The sequence below is a fragment of the Citrobacter sp. XY323 genome (assembly GCF_025106035.1).
Classification (GTDB): domain Bacteria; phylum Pseudomonadota; class Gammaproteobacteria; order Enterobacterales; family Enterobacteriaceae; genus Citrobacter; species Citrobacter braakii.
In genome coordinates this window covers 1-17,200 of record NZ_JANYUK010000002.1, presented here as the reverse complement: position 1 = coordinate 17,200, position 17,200 = coordinate 1, and the positions used below count along the sequence as shown (strand labels likewise).

At 52.0% G+C, this 17,200-nt stretch carries 15 protein-coding genes and 1 pseudogene; 7 read left to right on the top strand and 9 right to left on the bottom strand.

The annotated features are described in order from the left end of the window. Nucleotides 1–25: 25 nt before the first annotated feature. Nucleotides 26–766: a pyruvate formate lyase 1-activating protein gene (gene pflA / locus N0B36_RS03565; protein WP_003035751.1), complete on the top strand. Its 741-nt coding sequence runs from the start codon at nt 26–28 to the stop codon at nt 764–766. Nucleotides 767–827: 61 nt separating this feature from the next. Here pflA and N0B36_RS03560 read toward each other — a convergent pair whose 3' ends face one another. After that, nucleotides 828–1,676 carry a MurR/RpiR family transcriptional regulator gene (locus tag N0B36_RS03560; protein ID WP_016156113.1) on the bottom strand — a complete coding sequence of 283 codons (849 nt, stop codon included), beginning with the start codon at nt 1,674–1,676 and terminating at the stop codon, nt 828–830. Between the two features lie 121 nt (nt 1,677–1,797). On the opposite strand from N0B36_RS03560, the gene N0B36_RS03555 reads away from it, so the two are divergent. Genes N0B36_RS03555 through N0B36_RS03535 form a run of 5 tightly spaced genes read left to right on the top strand, consistent with a single transcriptional unit; the run spans nt 1,798 to nt 5,606 of the window. Then, on the top strand, nt 1,798–2,073 hold the full coding sequence (locus N0B36_RS03555) for a PTS sugar transporter subunit IIB (RefSeq protein ID WP_016152439.1): 276 nt from the start codon (nt 1,798–1,800) through the stop codon (nt 2,071–2,073). A 16-nt stretch (nt 2,074–2,089) separates the two neighbouring features. Next, the gene (locus N0B36_RS03550; RefSeq protein WP_046274698.1) at nt 2,090–3,355 is read left to right on the top strand and encodes a PTS ascorbate transporter subunit IIC; all 1,266 of its coding nucleotides are present in this window, start codon (nt 2,090–2,092) and stop codon (nt 3,353–3,355) included. A gap of 12 nt (nt 3,356–3,367) precedes the next feature. Continuing rightward, the gene (locus tag N0B36_RS03545; protein WP_016156111.1) at nt 3,368–4,165 is read left to right on the top strand and encodes a transketolase; all 798 of its coding nucleotides are present in this window, start codon (nt 3,368–3,370) and stop codon (nt 4,163–4,165) included. Beyond that, nucleotides 4,165–5,076 (top strand): transketolase family protein, encoded by a 912-nt coding sequence (locus N0B36_RS03540; RefSeq protein ID WP_047501183.1) that lies wholly within the window; start codon nt 4,165–4,167, stop codon nt 5,074–5,076. The genes N0B36_RS03545 and N0B36_RS03540 overlap by 1 nt, the downstream gene beginning before the upstream one ends. Before the next feature lie 53 nt (nt 5,077–5,129). Beyond that, nucleotides 5,130–5,606 (top strand): PTS sugar transporter subunit IIA, encoded by a 477-nt coding sequence (locus tag N0B36_RS03535; RefSeq protein ID WP_049283211.1) that lies wholly within the window; start codon nt 5,130–5,132, stop codon nt 5,604–5,606. Nucleotides 5,607–5,651: 45 nt separating this feature from the next. Here the strand turns inward: N0B36_RS03535 and N0B36_RS03530 are convergent, their stop codons facing one another. Further along, nucleotides 5,652–6,800, bottom strand: a complete 1,149-nt coding sequence (locus N0B36_RS03530) for an MFS transporter (RefSeq protein WP_016152434.1) — start codon at nt 6,798–6,800, stop codon at nt 5,652–5,654. A 385-nt stretch (nt 6,801–7,185) separates the two neighbouring features. Here N0B36_RS03530 and ycaC point away from each other — a divergent pair, with 385 nt between their 5' ends. Further along, a complete protein-coding gene (ycaC, locus tag N0B36_RS03525; protein ID WP_016152433.1) occupies nt 7,186–7,812 on the top strand; it encodes an isochorismate family cysteine hydrolase YcaC in 627 nt (208 codons plus the stop codon). A gap of 29 nt (nt 7,813–7,841) precedes the next feature. Here ycaC and N0B36_RS03520 read toward each other — a convergent pair whose 3' ends face one another. The 7 genes and pseudogenes from N0B36_RS03520 to ftsK form a co-directional block, all read right to left on the bottom strand. Beyond that, nucleotides 7,842–8,705, bottom strand: coding sequence for a dimethyl sulfoxide reductase anchor subunit family protein (locus tag N0B36_RS03520; RefSeq protein WP_181220603.1), 864 nt, complete (start codon nt 8,703–8,705; stop codon nt 7,842–7,844). A 1-nt stretch (nt 8,706) separates the two neighbouring features. Beyond that, complete coding sequence (locus N0B36_RS03515) at nt 8,707–9,324, bottom strand: DMSO/selenate family reductase complex B subunit (RefSeq protein ID WP_003035741.1); 618 nt, start codon at nt 9,322–9,324, stop codon at nt 8,707–8,709. Between the two features lie 10 nt (nt 9,325–9,334). Beyond that, nucleotides 9,335–11,779 (bottom strand): dimethylsulfoxide reductase subunit A, encoded by a 2,445-nt coding sequence (gene dmsA / locus N0B36_RS03510; protein ID WP_259686075.1) that lies wholly within the window; start codon nt 11,777–11,779, stop codon nt 9,335–9,337. A 236-nt stretch (nt 11,780–12,015) separates the two neighbouring features. Continuing rightward, nucleotides 12,016–13,308: a serine--tRNA ligase gene (gene serS / locus N0B36_RS03505; protein ID WP_003831902.1), complete on the bottom strand. Its 1,293-nt coding sequence runs from the start codon at nt 13,306–13,308 to the stop codon at nt 12,016–12,018. A gap of 92 nt (nt 13,309–13,400) precedes the next feature. Beyond that, the gene (gene rarA / locus N0B36_RS03500) at nt 13,401–14,744 is read right to left on the bottom strand and encodes a replication-associated recombination protein RarA (RefSeq protein ID WP_016152429.1); all 1,344 of its coding nucleotides are present in this window, start codon (nt 14,742–14,744) and stop codon (nt 13,401–13,403) included. Between the two features lie 10 nt (nt 14,745–14,754). Further along, a complete protein-coding gene (gene lolA / locus N0B36_RS03495; RefSeq protein ID WP_003831898.1) occupies nt 14,755–15,366 on the bottom strand; it encodes an outer membrane lipoprotein chaperone LolA in 612 nt (203 codons plus the stop codon). A gap of 111 nt (nt 15,367–15,477) precedes the next feature. Then, nucleotides 15,478–17,200: pseudogene (ftsK, locus tag N0B36_RS03490) on the bottom strand (DNA translocase FtsK); the annotation flags it as partial.

Sequence of the window (17,200 nt, the reverse complement as noted above, 5' to 3'; positions counted from 1 at the left end):
GGGCCACACCTGGAGAAACACCGCAATGTCAGTTATTGGTCGCATTCACTCCTTTGAATCCTGTGGCACTGTTGATGGCCCGGGCATCCGTTTTATTACCTTCTTCCAGGGCTGCCTGATGCGCTGCCTGTATTGTCATAACCGTGACACATGGGATACGCACGGCGGCAAAGAAGTCACCGTCGACGAGTTAATGAAAGAGGTCGTGACCTACCGCCACTTTATGAACGCCTCCGGTGGCGGTGTGACAGCGTCCGGTGGCGAAGCTATCCTGCAAGCTGAATTTGTACGCGACTGGTTTCGTGCCTGTAAAAAAGAAGGTATTCATACCTGTCTGGATACCAACGGTTTTGTTCGCCGCTACGATCCGGTGATCGATGAATTGCTGGAAGTCACTGACCTGGTGATGCTCGATCTCAAACAGATGAATGATGAAATCCATCAGAATCTGGTGGGCGTATCTAACCATCGTACGCTTGAGTTCGCACGTTATCTGTCCAATAAAGATATCAAGGTGTGGATCCGCTACGTCGTTGTGCCTGGCTGGTCTGACGATGACGACTCCGCACACCGCCTGGGCGAGTTTACCCGCGATATGGGCAACGTAGAGAAAATCGAACTGCTGCCATACCATGAGCTGGGCAAACACAAATGGGTGGCAATGGGTGAAGAGTACAAACTTGACGGTGTTAAGCCACCGAAGAAAGAGACCATGGAGCGCGTGAAAGGCATTCTTGAGCAGTATGGTCATAAAGTAATGTACTAAGGTATGACGACCACGGCGTCGCAGCGCTCTGCTTGAGTAGCGCGACGCCAACGTTCGATGCCTACGACATAAAATATTCTGAAAGTTTATTGGTCACGCTTTCAATAGAGAAAATACGTTTCTGGTGTGCTTTACGACACTGCACGTAACGCTCATCCTGCTCTTCCAGAGCACTGAGTATGCGATCCGCCACCATCATCGCACCAGCAATTTCAGCAAAACCAGACTCACCTTCCCCCTGTAACGCAACCGCCGCCTGCAAATTCCAGTCAGAAAGCCGATTTAATGGAGCAAACGATCCGCGAGTTAACGAGAGAATTTTTATGCCTTGTTCCTTCGCTAGCGTCAGCGACTGCATCATATCGGTAGAGACTTGTTCTGTATGAATAACGATAATCCCTGTTTTTTGGCTGTCCGCCAACGGAGAGATAGCCGCCGGATAAAATCGGTCGATATAACTGGCTATTTTCCCCATCTGCACGAGATTGATTTGCAGGAATAACGCCACCGGCACCGCCGTACCTACCGCATAAATTGCAATATTACTGAGCTGATTTAACCAGGTCGCAACCGCCTGCAATTCTTTGCTGTCGATGATGGCATTGCTGTCACAAACGCTTGCCAGTACCGCCGCCGTCTCCTCACTTCCTCCATCATTCGGCCGTGCAGCTCCTTGTTCCAGTGCAAGAGCCGTTCTGAAATCAGAAAACCCCTTAAAACCAAAGGCACGGCAAAAACGAGTGATACTCCCCTCACTGGTATCAATAGAATCGGCCAGCTCGGTTATCGTATGCCGCATCACAAAATCAGGATTTTCAGTGATAAAACGCCCTACCTTTTCCAGGATCGGACTCAGCTCTGAAGCCCCATTTCTTATGTTAATCAATAAATTAGTATCTATCTGACTCATTTTTCGCCTTTTTGCACAAAATGCAAATGCTGTCACATACTTTGCCCGGCTTTGCGATAATAATTTTTATCGCACCAATGATAATTAAAAATAATTATTTTTACAAACAGGAGAACGTCTAATGAAAGGTCTGATCGTCTGTCGTACCGGTATGGGCAGTTCGCTAATGCTGAAAATCAAAGCCCAAAAAGTCATCGATAAACATGGCTGGGATATCGATCTTGAACACGATGTCCTGTCAGGGCTACGAACCTGGCAAAACATCGACTTCGTGATCACCATGAGCGACCTGACCGATGAGGTAGAAGCCGCCGGGTTCAGAGCAATCGGTATCACCGATCTGATGAACAGCGAAGAAATGGAATCTGCGCTCACCAGCGTTGTTCAAAACAACTAACCTCTCCGGGGGAAATATGGATCTCCTAAAGTTCATTGTATTCGACATTTTGGGTGTAACCCCACTTTTAGTTGGCTTTATTGCGCTAATTGGTTTGCTTATCCAGCGTAAACCCATCGAAAAAGTGCTTTCAGGTACCTTTAAAACCATCGTCGGATTTCTGGTATTTGCCGGCGGAGCAGGGATTGCGGTGACATCCTTAGGTAATTTTCAGACCTTATTCAGCGATGGATTCGGTCTGAAAGGTGTGATGCCGTTAGCCGAAGCGTTAACTGGGCTGGCACAAACCAAGTTTGCCATGTGCGTTTCACTCATCATGGTCGTTGGTTTCGGCTGGAACTTGTTTTTTGCCCGCGTAACGCCGTTCAAATACATCTTCCTGACGGGTCAACATAATCTGTATCTGTCTGCCCTCTTAACCGTTACGCTTAAGGCGCTTGGCTACAGCGATGTAACAACAATTATCGTCGGCTCCATACTGCTGGGGCTTGCGGCCTGTGTCTATCCAGCTATCGCTCAGCCGTGGATGCGTAAGATTACCGGTAATGATGAAATCGCGATGGGGCATTACGTTACTCTGGCCTACGCGCTATCGGGATGGATCGGTTCGAAAGTGGGTGATCCTAAGCAGTCAACAGAAAAGCTAAATCTTCCCGGATGGTTGGGGATTTTTAAAGACTACATCGTCTCCGTGTCCATCTCTGTCAGTATTTTCTATTACATCGCGGCGCTTGCCGCAGGCGAAGAAGCGGTAACGGCCGCCGCCGGTGGAATGCATTGGCTGGTTTATCCGCTATTCCAGTCACTCACGTTTACCGCATCGCTTTATATCATCATCACCGGCGTTCGCTTGCTGTTGTCAGAAATAGTCCCGGCATTTCTGGGCATCTCTGAAAAATTTATCCCGAACGCCAAACCCGCACTGGATTGCCCAGTCGTCTTTCCGTATGCCCCAACCGCCACCGTTTTAGGTTTCATCTCTTCCTTTGTGGGTGGATTGGTGGTTATGGGGGTCCTCGCATTAATTGGGCAAACGGTCATTATCCCCGTCGCCATCCCCTACTTCTTCATTGGTGCTACCGCCGCCGTCTTCGGTAACGCGTCAGGAGGCTGGAAAGGGGCCATCGCCGGTAGCTTTGTCACTGGCATATTAATTGGTATTGGCCCGGCACTCATCTATCCCATCATGGAGTCGGTGGGTTTGTCCGGTACTAGCTTCCCGGAGACAGATTTTGTCGCCCTCGGCTTAGTGGTTTATTACATTGGCAAAATGTTGCCCTGATAAGGAATGAACATGAATATTGACGAATTAAAATCCCATGCGCTGGCTGCTCGCCGGGATATTGTCACCATGATTTATGAATCAGGCATTGGCCATCCTGGCGGTGCATTGTCCATCATCGACATTCTGACCTGGATTTACGATCAAGAGGTGGACTTCTCCTGCGCCCCTCGCGCTCGCGTGGTCATGAGCAAAGGTCATGCGGTTGCTGCTCAGTACGCCATGCTGCATCAAAAAGGCAAAATTGAGCGCAGCGAATTTAATACTTTTCGACAAATTAACTCACGTTTACAGGGGCACCCTAGCATCAAATCTCTGCCCGAAGTCGATGCAACAACCGGCCTGCTGGGCCAGGGATTATCCATTGCCTTTGGTATGGCGGCGGCCAAAAAACAGCGGGGGGAATCACAGCGCGTTTTCGCCATCATTGGCGATGGCGAAATGCACGAAGGACAAATCTGGGAAACGCTACAACAAGCAGGCCATATGAAGATGGATAACCTGGTGGCGATTATCGACTACAACGGTTTTTCCTCCCACGACCCCGTTAATCAGGTGGTGAATCTGGAACCTCTGGCCGACAAAGTGCGTCTTTTCGGCTGGCACGTACTCGAACTCCATAACGGTAACGATATGCATCAGGTTGCCGACACGCTGATGCTTTCACGCCATCTGAAAGGAAAACCTGTCGCCATTATTGCGCATACCACCAAAGGCAGTGGCGTTAGCTATATGGAAAATAACGGTGACTGGCATTCAAAAACCCCAACCACCGAACAATATCAGCAGGCTATGGAGGAGTTGCAGTGATGAAAGCCCCACGTGATGAAATTGGTAACGCACTCATTGCCCTGAAAAAAAAGGGCTATCCCATTGTCGCCATTGATAGTGATTTAGCCAGCTCCACCCGCACTGACCAGTTCCAGGCCGTCTATCCAGACGCTTTCTTTGAAATGGGTATTGCGGAAGGATCGGCAATGAGCTTTGCCACTGGCCAGGCGTTGGAAGGAAATATTCCGTTCTACGTTAACTTTGCGATGTTTGTGACAGGCACCGCCTGGACTCAACTGCGCCAGGCGTGCTACGCCAAAGCTAACATTAAATTAGTTGGTAGCCACCCAGGAATGGATGATGGACCTGACGGCGCATCGCATCATGCGCTGGAAGATCTGGCCCTGACGCGCGTACTGCCGGGGCTCACAATTCTAACGCCTGCCGACGCTGAAGAAGTTGAGGCCGCATTTGAACAGGCAGTAAACATTCCCGGTCCGGTCTATATTCGCGTAGCCCGAGAACCGATGCCCGTGCGCGATAAATCTGCCGTTCCGCGAGTGACCGATATCGCCGCCGTGGAGGACTCAGGCAATGACTTCGCCATTCTCTATGAAGGGACCGTTCTGGAGCAAGCAAGCGCAGGTTATGTGCAGCTGTGCGCCCAGGGAAAACGTGGCAAGCTGATTCACGTCGCCATGCTAAAACCGTTTAACCGCCAGCGCTTTCTGCAACTGATTGCCAGTTGCCCGCAGATCGCAACGATTGAAAATCACACGATCACCGGTGGGCTTGGCGGACAGGTTGCTGAAGTATTGGCGGAGGAAGGATTAACCACGAGATTAATCCGACTGGGGACACAAGACACGTTTACGGAATCAGGCAATAGCCGCCAGTTGAAAGAGAAATACGGTATTTCGGCGACCGCACTCTTTGAAGCCCTCAGATAGTTCGGGTTGGCAGACCGCAATGCGGTCTGCTGCTCTGAAATAAGGAGAACACAATGACATCTGCGCTATTTTCTGCCTGTCAGTTTCGTGAACAATGCCACTCCTGGCAGGAGGCCGTGACGCTGGCTTGCCAGCCTCTGGAAGAACTGGGCGCGATTACGTCCGCCTACGCTCAGGCAATCATCCGTGAAACAGAACAACTGGGTCCGTGGTACATCTTAAGCCCTGAGTTTGCCCTACCGCACGCTCGTCCGGAAGAAGGAGTGATAAGCAGTGAGACACATCTGTCGCTCTTGTGTCTGAAAGAGGCGGTGCCTTTTCCAGGGCATCCAGATGTGCGGTTAATTATTGTCCTGGCGGCTGCCAGCAGCACCCGACATATTGAAATGATTCAAAAACTGGTTTGCTGGCTGGATGAAGAGGAGCATTTACAACAGCTAACGAGTATGACCAGTCAGGCGCAGCTTCACTGCACGCTGAAAGCATGCGAATACCTCGCAACTTCCGGCATACCCGCAATGGGAAAATGAGTCACGGTATGCAAACATTTTGCCTTGCATACCGTCTGGCGCGCTTTATACGTGAGCCACCGGAGTCGGCGTATGTCTGGCGCTACGCAACAACATCAGCAGATAAATAAACGATACGCTGGCAATCATAATGAATAACAGATTATCGGAATAATTCTGCATCAGCATTGCGGTGAATGAAGGACCCAGCAGGCTGCCAACGGTATAGCTTAATAACAATGCCTGATTCATGGCGACCAGCTGATGATGTTCAACCTTTTCACAGGCCCAGGCCATCGCCACCGGATAGAGGGTAAAACCTGCCGCACCCAACATAAACAACGCAGGCGCCATCGCCGCCTGATTCAGCATGGCAATACTTCCGACGATAACCACGAAGACCTGGACGCGTAAAACCAGCAGGCGTCCCAGCTTGTCTGCCAGGCGGCCAATCGGCCATTGCCCCAGAATACCGGCGCTAACCAGAACCGCCATCCAGAAACCAATGCTGGCGTTGCTCACCCCTTGATGGTTGAGATACAGCGGCATCAGGCCATACAAAGACCCCAGCACAATCCCGGAAATAATACAGCCGTTAACGCCCAGACGCGCCTGCCGCAGCTTCAGCATGGAGGTAATAGGAGTAGACTGCTGTTCATCACCCTGCTGATTGGCAATGCGCGTAAAGAGCAATGGCAAAACGCCAGCCAGGATCGTACCCGTCACCCACGGCAGGACGTTCATCAATTCTGTTGATACTTTACTAACCAGTAGCTGGCCTAAAAACGTCCCCACGTAATAGATCATCATATAGGCGGCAAGCAAGCGTCCGCGATTACGCGAAGTCCCGCTGCACATCAGCGCACTTTCCACTACCACCCAAATCATGGCGCAGCCAACACCGGCGATAAAACGCCAGGTCATCCAGCTCCAGAATCCCACCATAACCCCCAGGCCGATACAGCCCGCGGCAAAAATAAGCGAGGCAATGTAATAGCTGCGATTAAAACCAAGGTGTTTTATTAAATACCCGGTCAGCAACGTCCCTACCAGATTGCCGGTAAAGTAGGAAGAACTCACCACACCTACCTGCCAGGTGGGCAAATTTTCATGGGCGAGCCAAAGCGGGACGAGCGTGTTTAACACGGCGATCGCCAGGGTCAGCAGAAGCAGCCCGCACAGCAACAGCATGACGGGACGGGTATAAATGGACATGAATAAAAACCGTGAGGAAGTTCAAATTTCATGCGCATCATGCCACTGCCAAAAACATTGTCAATCGGCGCAATCAAAGGGCTGAGGCGCTTTCCGGACGATCGATTTGCATTACTGATTCTTAATGTGAATAGATAAAAAACACAAAAACACATCTGCTTGTTTTTATTGATCTAAAACAAAAATCTCGCGTTGCGTTCAGTCGAAAAATTTCATGGACTCCCCTTACTTTTATTTCTTACTAAACTCTATGCGGGATGCAGATCTGCATTGTCTTCAAAATAGAACAGTGAGTTCTTATTTAGGTATCTAATCCATATATCGTTCTTTCTGTAGACTTAAACTCATCAAATTTCCCCCACTGATGCTGAACAGGAGAAATATCATGACTAAACCTTACGTAAGACTTGATAAAGATAATGCGGCAGTACTGCTGGTCGACCATCAGGCTGGCCTGCTCTCTCTGGTTCGGGATATCGATCCCGATAAATTTAAAAACAACGTGCTTGCCCTTGGCGACTTAGCAAAATACTTCAAACTCCCAACCATTCTGACAACCAGTTTCGAGACAGGACCAAACGGGCCACTGGTACCGGAACTGAAAGCTCAATTTCCCGATGCGCCTTATATTGCTCGCCCCGGAAACATTAACGCGTGGGATAACGAAGATTTCGTGAAAGCAGTGAAAGCGACCGGTAAAAAACAGCTGATTATTGCCGGTGTCGTGACGGAAGTTTGCGTTGCTTTCCCTGCGCTCTCGGCTATTGAAGAAGGTTTTGATGTCTTTGTCGTAACCGATGCGTCGGGTACATTTAATGAAATTACTCGCCATTCAGCATGGGATCGGATGTCCCAGGCCGGTGCTCAACTGATGACGTGGTTTGGTGTCGCATGTGAGTTGCATCGCGACTGGCGCAACGATATCGAAGGTCTGGCGACGCTGTTCTCTAATCACATTCCTGATTATCGCAATCTGATGACCAGCTACGACACGTTAACTAAACAGAAGTAAAAAACCGGGGCTATGCCCCGGTTTGTCATTTAGCTGGCAACCGCCATACCGACGGTCATATGCAGCCCGTAGAACACGCCACGACCAATCAACTCGCCGACTAACAGCAGAATAAACGCGACGGAAAGCAGCGGAACTGCAGGCTGGTAGCCTTTCACTTGCGGTACAATCCAGCAGCACAACGCTACTGCCAGAGCGACAATCCGCCACGCCATCAGCGAGCCGTAATCCGGAACCAGCGCAGACGCCTGTTGAATGGAACTGTGGATCGTCGCCAGTTCAGCCCCCTGCATTACAGACATGATGGCGCTCACGACCAGAGCAAGCACTGAAATAGCCGGCAACAGGCGCATCGCCCAACCGTCCACGCCAGCAATTCTCAGCAACAGATATCCCAGCAGCGGACCGCCCATAAACATCGTCAGGAAGAAGCCCAGCGGCGTCCAGATGCTGTACCAGGTCGGTACGGTATCGATGGTGTTATACACGCGCACCATCATCCAGACAAAAACCACGCCCAGTACCATGGTGACAACTAACCACAGATTGCGTAATACGGGCGACATTTTTTTCAACGTTGCCAGCAGCCAGCCGATGCCGCCAACGGCAAAGAAGATTGAGCCGCTGGCAATTTCATTACTCAACGCAGAAGACCCTACACGATTGAGTGAGTTAAAGGCGCGCATCGGTGAGCCCAGGTGGAGCATGGAAGCAATAAAGCCAATGCCCATTAATACCCACAGCCCGAACATGCAGGCAATCACGCGCTGCTGCGATTCAGGGCGTAAGTCCCCTTTCATCAACGCCAGCGCCAGAACGATAAAGCCACCAACTACACACTGTCCGAAGACAGTGAAGATCATCAGCGGCCATTCATGCCATCCACTTCCCATCTTACACCTCCTTCGGATTGGCCAGATAACCTGTAGTATCCCCGGTCGGGCGGCTATTGGCGTTAGGTTTGATGACAATACTTGGTTTGGTAAAGTGCGCGCCCGGCAGTGGCGCTACCGCAGCCAAAGTACCGTGTTTTTTGCGCAGCTCTTCAATCGGACCAAAATCCAGCGCACGCAGTGGGCAGGACTCCACGCAGATAGGTTTCTTGCCTTCAGCGACGCGCTCATGGCAGCCATCACATTTAGTCATATGCCCTTTTTCAGCATTGTACTGTGGCGCGCCGTAAGGACAGGCCATGTGGCAATACCGACAGCCAATGCAAACATCTTCGTCGACAACGACAAAACCATCTTCACGTTTGTGCATCGCGCCGCTCGGACAAACCTTGGTACAGGCCGGATCTTCACAGTGGTTACACGCAATGGAGAGGTAATAAGCAAAGACGTTCTGATGCCAGACGCCGTTGTCCTCCTGCCAGTCGCCGCCTGCGTATTCATAAATGCGGCGGAAGCTGACTTCCGGGGTTAAATTTTTGAAATCTTTGCAGGCCAGTTCGCAGGTTTTGCAACCGGTGCAACGGCTGGAATCAATAAAAAATCCATACTGGGTTGTCATCGGTTACTCCTTACGCCTTTTCAACCTGAACAAGGTTCGTGTGTGACGGATTCCCCTTTGCGAGAGGAGACGGACGCTGGGTCGTCAGGACGTTAATGCAACCGCCCTGATCCACGCGTTTTGCATCCGGGTCATACCAGGCCCCTTCGCCCAATGCCACCACGCCGGGCATCATACGTGGCGTCACTTTCGCCTCAATATGCACTTCACCACGATCGTTAAAGATACGTACCTTGTCGCCGTTGTTTATACCGCGTCGCTGCGCATCCATCGGGTTGATCCACATTTCCTGGCGGCAGGATGCTTTCAGGACATCGACGTTGCCATAGGTCGAGTGAACGCGAGACTTATAGTGGAAGCCGGTCAGCTGCAAAGGGAATTTCTCCACCAGCGGATCGTTTAAGCTTTCAAAGCCTGGGGTATAAATCGGTAGCGGATCAATTACATCACCTTCCGGCAGTTCCCAGGTTGCCGCGATCTCGGCAAGCTGCTGCGAATAAATTTCGATCTTACCTGACGGCGTGGTCAGCGGATTGGCTTTAGGATCCTCACGGAATGCCTTGTACGCCACATGATGTCCTTGCGGATCGCGCTGTTTAAAGATCCCTTGCTGACGGAATTCTTCAAACGTAGGCAGTTCAGGAATCGCTTTGCGCGACTGCTCATACAGATGGCGCATCCACTCTTCCTGAGTACGACCTTCTGTAAACTGCTGCTCAACGCCAAGGCGCTTCGCCAGCTCGCTGGTCATCTGGTAGATAGTCTTGCATTCGAAGCGTGGTTTGATCGCCTGATCGGTGAAAATCACATAGGACATGTTCCCGCATGAGGCATCCAACGCGAAATCCATCTGCTCAGAGGCGGTACAGTCCGGCAGCAAAATGTCCGCGTATTTCGCCGAGGAAGTCATATGACAGTCGATGACGACGATCATCTCGCACTTCTTCTCGTCCTGGAGGATTTCATGCGTGCGGTTAATATCAGAGTGTTGGTTAATCAGACAGTTACCGGCATAGTTCCAGATCATCTTAATAGGAACATCGAGCTTGTCTTTGCCGCGTACGCCGTCACGCAGGGCCGTCATCTCCGGGCCTCGCTCAATCGCGTCCGTCCACATGAACATCGAGATGCTGGTTTCAACAGGGTTTTCCAGCGTTGGCATACGCTCGAACGGCAAACTGTATGAGCCCTCACGCGCCCCGCTGTTGCCGCCGTTGATCCCAACGTTACCGGTCAGGATAGCGAGCATAGAAATGGCGCGGGTCGCTATTTCACCGTTAGCATGACGCTGCGGCCCCCACCCCTGGCTGATGTATGCCGGTTTAGCGCTACCTATTTCACGCGCCAGTTTGACGATACGTTCAGCGGGAATACCGGTAATCTGCGCCGCCCACTCCGGGGTCTTGGCAATGCCATCCTTACCCTGCCCAAGAATATACGCCTTATAGTGACCGTTCTTCGGCGCGTCGGCCGGTAAGGTTTTCTCGTCGTAACCCACGCAGTATTTGTCGAGGAACGGTTGGTCAACTATGTTTTCGGTGATCAGGACATACGCCAGACCATTGACCAGCGCCGCATCAGTACCAGGACGGATCGGGATCCATTCATCTTCACGCCCCGCACCGGTATCCGTATAACGGGGATCGATAATGATCATGCGGGCATTGGATTTCTGTCGCGCCTGTTCAAGGTAATAGGTTACCCCACCCCCGCTCATACGGGTTTCACCAGGGTTATTACCGAACAGAACCACCAGCTTGCTGTTTTCAATGTCGGACGGGCTGTTACCGTCAGCCCAGCCGCCGTAGGTATAGTTCAACCCGGCAGCGATTTGCGCTGAAGAGTAGTCACCGTAGTGATTAAGATAGCCGCCGCAGCAGTTCATCAACCGTGCTACCAGCGTTTTACCCGGCGGCCACGAGCGCGTCATAGTGCCACCCAGCGTACCGGTACCGTAGTTCAGGTAGATAGACTCATTGCCGTAGTCTTTGATAAGACGCTGCATATTGCTGGCAATGATGTCGTAGGCTTCATCCCAACTGATGCGCTCAAATTTTCCTTCGCCACGCTTACCAACGCGTTTCATCGGGTATTTCAGACGATCGGGATTATAGACTCGGCGACGCATGGAACGACCACGCAGACAGGCGCGTACCTGGTGCAGACCGTCATAGTTGTCATCGCCGGTGTTGTCGGTTTCGACATACTTTATTTCACCGTCGACCACATGCATACGCAGCGGGCACCGGCTGCCGCAGTTCACCGTACACGCGCTCCAGATCACTTTCTCATTAATCGGTGTCGGATTAAGGGCTTCTGCAGCATTTGCAATACGGGTAAATGGCAGGGTAAACGCGCTACTGGCCACCGCCAGTCCGCCTATCGCCGTCGTTTTCACCAAACCGCGGCGAGTAACCTCAGCTGCCAGCACGGCATCGGGGATCTTAGTTTTCATAGTGGCTCACTCTGCTGCTCACAATAAACAAAATACAAATATTCGATGTATAGTTTTTTATATAACGTTAATATCGATATACGGGCTGGTAGAAACTGAATTTGCTAAAAGACAGAGAAAAATACTGACTTTCATTCGAAGTCAGTATTACCCCTATGGGAGTAGTCGTTATTGTCCGACGTCAAACGGGCATAAAAAAAGCGCCCTGAGGCGCTTTTTTAGCAGAGAAAGGTAGCTTAGCCGATGAATTCCAGGCCATTCATGTACGGACGTAATACTTCCGGAACCTGAATGCGGCCATCAGCCTGCTGATAGTTTTCCATTACCGCAACCAGCGTACGCCCAACCGCCAGACCGGAACCGTTCAGAGTATGCACTAAACGGGTCTTTTTGTCGGATTTGCTGCGGCAACGCGCCTGCATACGACGAGCCTGGAAATCCCACACGTTGGAGCAAGAGGAGATTTCGCGATAGGTGTTCTGCGCCGGGATCCACACTTCCAGATCGTAAGTTTTGCATGCGCCGAAGCCCATGTCGCCAGTGCACAGGATGATTTTGCGATACGGCAGACCCAGCAGTTGCAGGACCTTCTCGGCATGGCCGGTCATCTCTTCCAGCGCGTCCATCGAATCTTCCGGGCGAACAATCTGCACCATCTCAACTTTATCGAACTGGTGCATACGGATCAGACCACGCGTGTCACGACCGTAAGAACCTGCTTCAGAACGGAAGCACGGCGTATGCGCAGTCATTTTGATCGGCAGCGCATCTTCATCGATGATTTCGTCGCGCACCAGGTTGGTCAGCGGAACTTCTGCCGTTGGGATCAGCGCATAGTTGCTGCTATCAGCTTCTTCATCCAGCGGACGGGTATGGAATAGATCGCCAGCGAATTTCGGCAGTTGGCCTGTACCGTACAGCGTGTCGTGGTTAACCAGATACGGGACGTAGTTTTCGCTATAGCCATGCTGTTCGGTATGCAGATCCAGCATGAACTGAGACAGCGCACGGTGCATACGCGCAATCTGCCCTTTCATAACAACAAAACGAGAGCCGGTCAGCTTAACCGCCGCGGCGAAATCTAAACCCGTGTGCATTTCACCCAGGGTAACGTGATCGCGCACTTCGAAATCAAACTCACGCGGAGTACCCCAGCGGCTGACTTCGACGTTGTCATTTTCATCTTTACCCACCGGAACGTCGTCCGCTGGCAGGTTAGGAATGGTCAGCGCAATGTCGCGGATCTCGGCCTGTAAGGTATCAAGTTCAGCTTTCGCGGCATCCAGCTCTTCGCCCAGTTTGTTCACTTCCAGACGTAAAGACTCGATATCTTCCCCGCGCGCTTTTGCCTGGCCGATGGATTTCGATCGCGAGTTACGCTCTGCCTGCAGGTTTTCAGTTTGTACCTGCAGAACTTTACGACGCTCTTCAAGAGCGCGCAGCTTATCTACATCCAGCTTAAAGCCCCGGCTTGCCAGTTTTTCTGCGACTGCGTCTGGCTCATTACGCAGCAGATTGGGATCGAGCATGCTTATCCTGTGCTTATCGAATTAAAATAGGAGAAAGTGACCACAGCCTGCGGTCACAGGGATACAGAGACAACATTACCGCAACGATAACACTAACGGTAGCGTTTTATAGGGCTATTTTGATCCTGTCCGGCGAGCCAGGCGAGCTTTTCGCCAATCTTGCCTTCAAGACCTCTGTTTGTGGGCCGATAATAGCGCGTTTGTGCCATTTCCTGCGGGAAGTACTCTTCTCCGGCGGCATAGGCATTAGGCTCATCATGGGCATAACGATACTCCTGACCGTAGCCCATCTCTTTCATCAGCTTAGTCGGCGCATTGCGCAGGTGAACCGGCACGTCGTAATCCGGACGTTCGCGGGCATCAGACAGCGCGGCTTTGAAGGCGGTGTAAACCGCATTACTCTTCGGCGCACAGGCCAGATAAACAATCGCCTGAGCAATCGCGCGTTCGCCTTCCGCGGGTCCCACGCGGGTAAAACAGTCCCATGCGGAAATCGCCACCTGCATGGCGCGGGGATCGGCATTGCCGACATCTTCTGAGGCAATCGCCAGACAGCGACGGGCAACATACAGCGGATCGCCACCAGCGGTAATAATTCGCGCATACCAATAAAGCGCCGCATCTGGGGCGCTTCCACGTACCGACTTGTGTAATGCGGAGATGAGATCGTAAAAACGATCGCCTTTATTATCGAAACGCGCACTACGTTCACCGGCAATTTCGGTGAGCAATTCTGGTTTCAATACGCGCTTGCCGGAATCATCAACTTCGGCCATATCGGCCATCATTTCCAGCGTATTCAGCGCCCGCCGCGCGTCACCATTAACCAGTTCGGCAATAGCCCGACGCGTTTCTGGCGGCAGAACAATATCCTGGCCGCCATAACCACGCGCTTTGTCTGACATCGCCTGGTCCAGCACCTGTTCAATGTCGTCGGAAGTTAACGATTTAAGTAGATAAACGCGTGCACGCGACAACAGCGCCGAATTGAGCTCAAACGAGGGGTTTTCAGTGGTGGCGCCAATAAACGTAATGGTACCGTCTTCAATATGCGGTAAAAACGCATCCTGTTGGCTTTTATTAAAACGGTGAACTTCGTCCACGAACAGGATCGTGCGTCGACCCGCGTTACGGTTCTGACGCGCACGCTCAATCGCTTCACGAATTTCTTTAACGCCAGACGTAACTGCCGAAATTCGTTCGACATCGGCGTTGGCGTAACGGGCAATAACTTCGGCAAGCGTCGTTTTCCCGGTCCCCGGCGGTCCCCATAAAATCATGGAGTGCAGATGCCCGGCCTCGATAGCGCGCGGCAAGGGTTTGCCCGCAGCCAGCAGATGCTGCTGGCCGATATACTGCGCTAAATTTTCTGGCCGCATACGCGCGGCCAGCGGCTGAAAAGTATTATCAGAAAAGTCGAGCGACAGATTGCTCACTCACACGCCTCTACTTACGTTGATCGTCAACCGTTACACCTTGCGGCGGGGTAAAGGTGAATTTAGAGGGTTCAATCGCACCATTCTGCTGAGATTTCAGCTGATAGCTGCTGCGCTGATCGTCTTGTTCAACGGCGCTGAACTGGTGGATCGTCCCGTCACGCCCAACATTGATAGTAAACTGTTTAAGGTTACCGCTGCTGGTTTTTGGCGTCAGCACGAAATCATCGCCATTTTGCTTAATATTGTACTGCTGCCAGTCGCTGGCCTGGTTACGTGCAATCAGCATGAACGGCGTGTTGCCCGTGGCGTCTTTCAGCCATGTCGCCGTCGCCTGCTCAACAAACGGGTTAAAGAACCACAGCGTTTTACCATCGGAAACCAGGATGCTCTCGTCAGGCTGCGTCATATGCCAGTTAAACAGATTAGGACGTTTAACCCATAAGTCACCCTGACCTTCCTGCACCGCCGCACCGCTACCGTCCGTGACCTTCTGAGTAAAGCTGGCATGGAAGCTACTGACTTTATCCAGGCGGCTTTTCAGGTCGCTGGCAGCATCTGCCCAGACGCTGCTCACCACAAAGCTCGACAATAATGCACAGGTGATTGCGATTCTTTTCATTGTTATTCCTCAAAATACGTCACTCCCAACGGGGAGATCCCTCTGCTATCCATTTCAGGCCAAAAATCAGCATGAGGAAAGTAGAAAATACTGAATTACTTAACTTTGCAATCATTCGAAGGGCGGTGGAGCCAGCACTTCACGATTACCATTATGCCCTTGCTCGCTGACAATTCCCTGCGCTTCCATCTGTTCGATGATGCGCGCCGCTCGGTTGTAACCGATACGGAACTGACGCTGGACGCCGGAGATTGAGGCTTTGCGTTTCTGGGTAACAAAGTTTACCGCCTGATCGAACAGCGGATCCAACTCTTCGCCACCATCAAAGCCGCCACCGCCGCCTTCGCTTTCGCTGTCAGACGTTATGCCGTCAACGTATTGTGGACGACCGCGCGCTTTCCAGTCCTGAACCACAGCGTGAACTTCTTCATCACGTACAAAGGCGCCGTGTACACGCACTGGGATCGTTGAGTTTGGTGCGGAATACAGCATGTCACCCATACCCAACAGCGATTCCGCGCCGCCCTGGTCAAGGATGGTACGCGAGTCAATTTTACTGGACACAGTAAAGGCGATACGCGTTGGGATGTTCGCTTTAATCAGACCAGTGATAACGTCAACCGACGGTCGCTGGGTCGCCAGCACCAGGTGGATCCCCGCCGCACGCGCTTTTTGCGCCAGACGAGCAATCAGTTCTTCCACCTTTTTACCCACGGTCATCATCAGGTCGGCGAATTCATCCACCAGCACAACGATATACGGCAGTTTTTCCAGCACCGGATGCTGAACATCCATACTGTCGCCCGGCTTCCAGTACGGGTCCGGAATCGGACGCCCCATACGGGCGGCTTCAGCAATTTTTTCGTTATAACCGGCAAGGTTACGCACACCAAGCGCCGACATCAGCTTGTAGCGACGTTCCATTTCATTGACGCTCCAGCGCAGGGCGTTGGCGGCATCTTTCATGTCGGTCACAACTTCAGTCAGCAAATGCGGAATGCCTTCATAAACCGACAGTTCCAGCATTTTCGGGTCAATCATGATAAAACGAACGTCTTCCGGCTGCGCCTTGTATAACATGCTGAGGATCATGGCGTTCACCCCAACCGACTTACCGGAACCGGTTGTCCCTGCCACCAGCAGGTGCGGCATTTTCGCCAGATCGGCAACCACGGGTTCGCCCGCAATATCTTTACCCAGTACCACGGTCAGCGGAGATGAGTTATCACGGAATTTGGCGTTATCCAACACTTCGCGCAGATAAACGGTTTGACGTTTTTTGTTGGGTAACTCCAGCCCGACATACGGTTTGCCCGGAATGACCTCGACCACGCGTACCGCTGCGGTCGATAATGAACGCGCCAGATCTCGCGACAGGTTGGAAATACGCGCCGCTTTAACTCCAGGAGCAAGATTAAGCTCAAAGCGGGTAATAACCGGACCAGGTGAGTAGTTCACCACATCGGCTTTAATGCGGAAGTCCGCCAGACGAGCCTCCACCAGACGAGCCATTTGCTCCAGAGCGAAAGTATCTATCGGCTCAACCTCACTCGGCGGCGGCGTGAGCAGATCCAACGATGGCAACGGCGTACTTGGACGGTGCGCCGGACGACTGTCGCCATTACGCATCAGGAGCGGATGGATCAGACTATCCTGCGGCGATGGTGTAACAGGCTGCGCCGGCTGCTGATAATGCTGCTGCGGTGCGACTGGCTGCGCTGGCTGCTGGTAATGCTGTTGTGGTGCGACAGGCTGCGCCGGCTGCTGAAAATGCTGCTGTGGTGCGACAGGCTGCGCTGGCTGCTGGTAATGCTGCTGCGGTGCGACAGGCTGC

Coding starts and splice junctions, on each gene's coding strand:
- pflA (WP_003035751.1), top strand. CDS start 26: ATGTCAGTTATTGGTCGCATTCACTCCTTTGAATCCTGTGGCACTGTT.
- N0B36_RS03560 (WP_016156113.1), bottom strand. CDS start 1,676: ATGAGTCAGATAGATACTAATTTATTGATTAACATAAGAAATGGGGCT.
- N0B36_RS03555 (WP_016152439.1), top strand. CDS start 1,798: ATGAAAGGTCTGATCGTCTGTCGTACCGGTATGGGCAGTTCGCTAATG.
- N0B36_RS03550 (WP_046274698.1), top strand. CDS start 2,090: ATGGATCTCCTAAAGTTCATTGTATTCGACATTTTGGGTGTAACCCCA.
- N0B36_RS03545 (WP_016156111.1), top strand. CDS start 3,368: ATGAATATTGACGAATTAAAATCCCATGCGCTGGCTGCTCGCCGGGAT.
- N0B36_RS03540 (WP_047501183.1), top strand. CDS start 4,165: ATGAAAGCCCCACGTGATGAAATTGGTAACGCACTCATTGCCCTGAAA.
- N0B36_RS03535 (WP_049283211.1), top strand. CDS start 5,130: ATGACATCTGCGCTATTTTCTGCCTGTCAGTTTCGTGAACAATGCCAC.
- N0B36_RS03530 (WP_016152434.1), bottom strand. CDS start 6,800: ATGTCCATTTATACCCGTCCCGTCATGCTGTTGCTGTGCGGGCTGCTT.
- ycaC (WP_016152433.1), top strand. CDS start 7,186: ATGACTAAACCTTACGTAAGACTTGATAAAGATAATGCGGCAGTACTG.
- N0B36_RS03520 (WP_181220603.1), bottom strand. CDS start 8,705: ATGGGAAGTGGATGGCATGAATGGCCGCTGATGATCTTCACTGTCTTC.
- N0B36_RS03515 (WP_003035741.1), bottom strand. CDS start 9,324: ATGACAACCCAGTATGGATTTTTTATTGATTCCAGCCGTTGCACCGGT.
- dmsA (WP_259686075.1), bottom strand. CDS start 11,779: ATGAAAACTAAGATCCCCGATGCCGTGCTGGCAGCTGAGGTTACTCGC.
- serS (WP_003831902.1), bottom strand. CDS start 13,308: ATGCTCGATCCCAATCTGCTGCGTAATGAGCCAGACGCAGTCGCAGAA.
- lolA (WP_003831898.1), bottom strand. CDS start 15,366: ATGAAAAGAATCGCAATCACCTGTGCATTATTGTCGAGCTTTGTGGTG.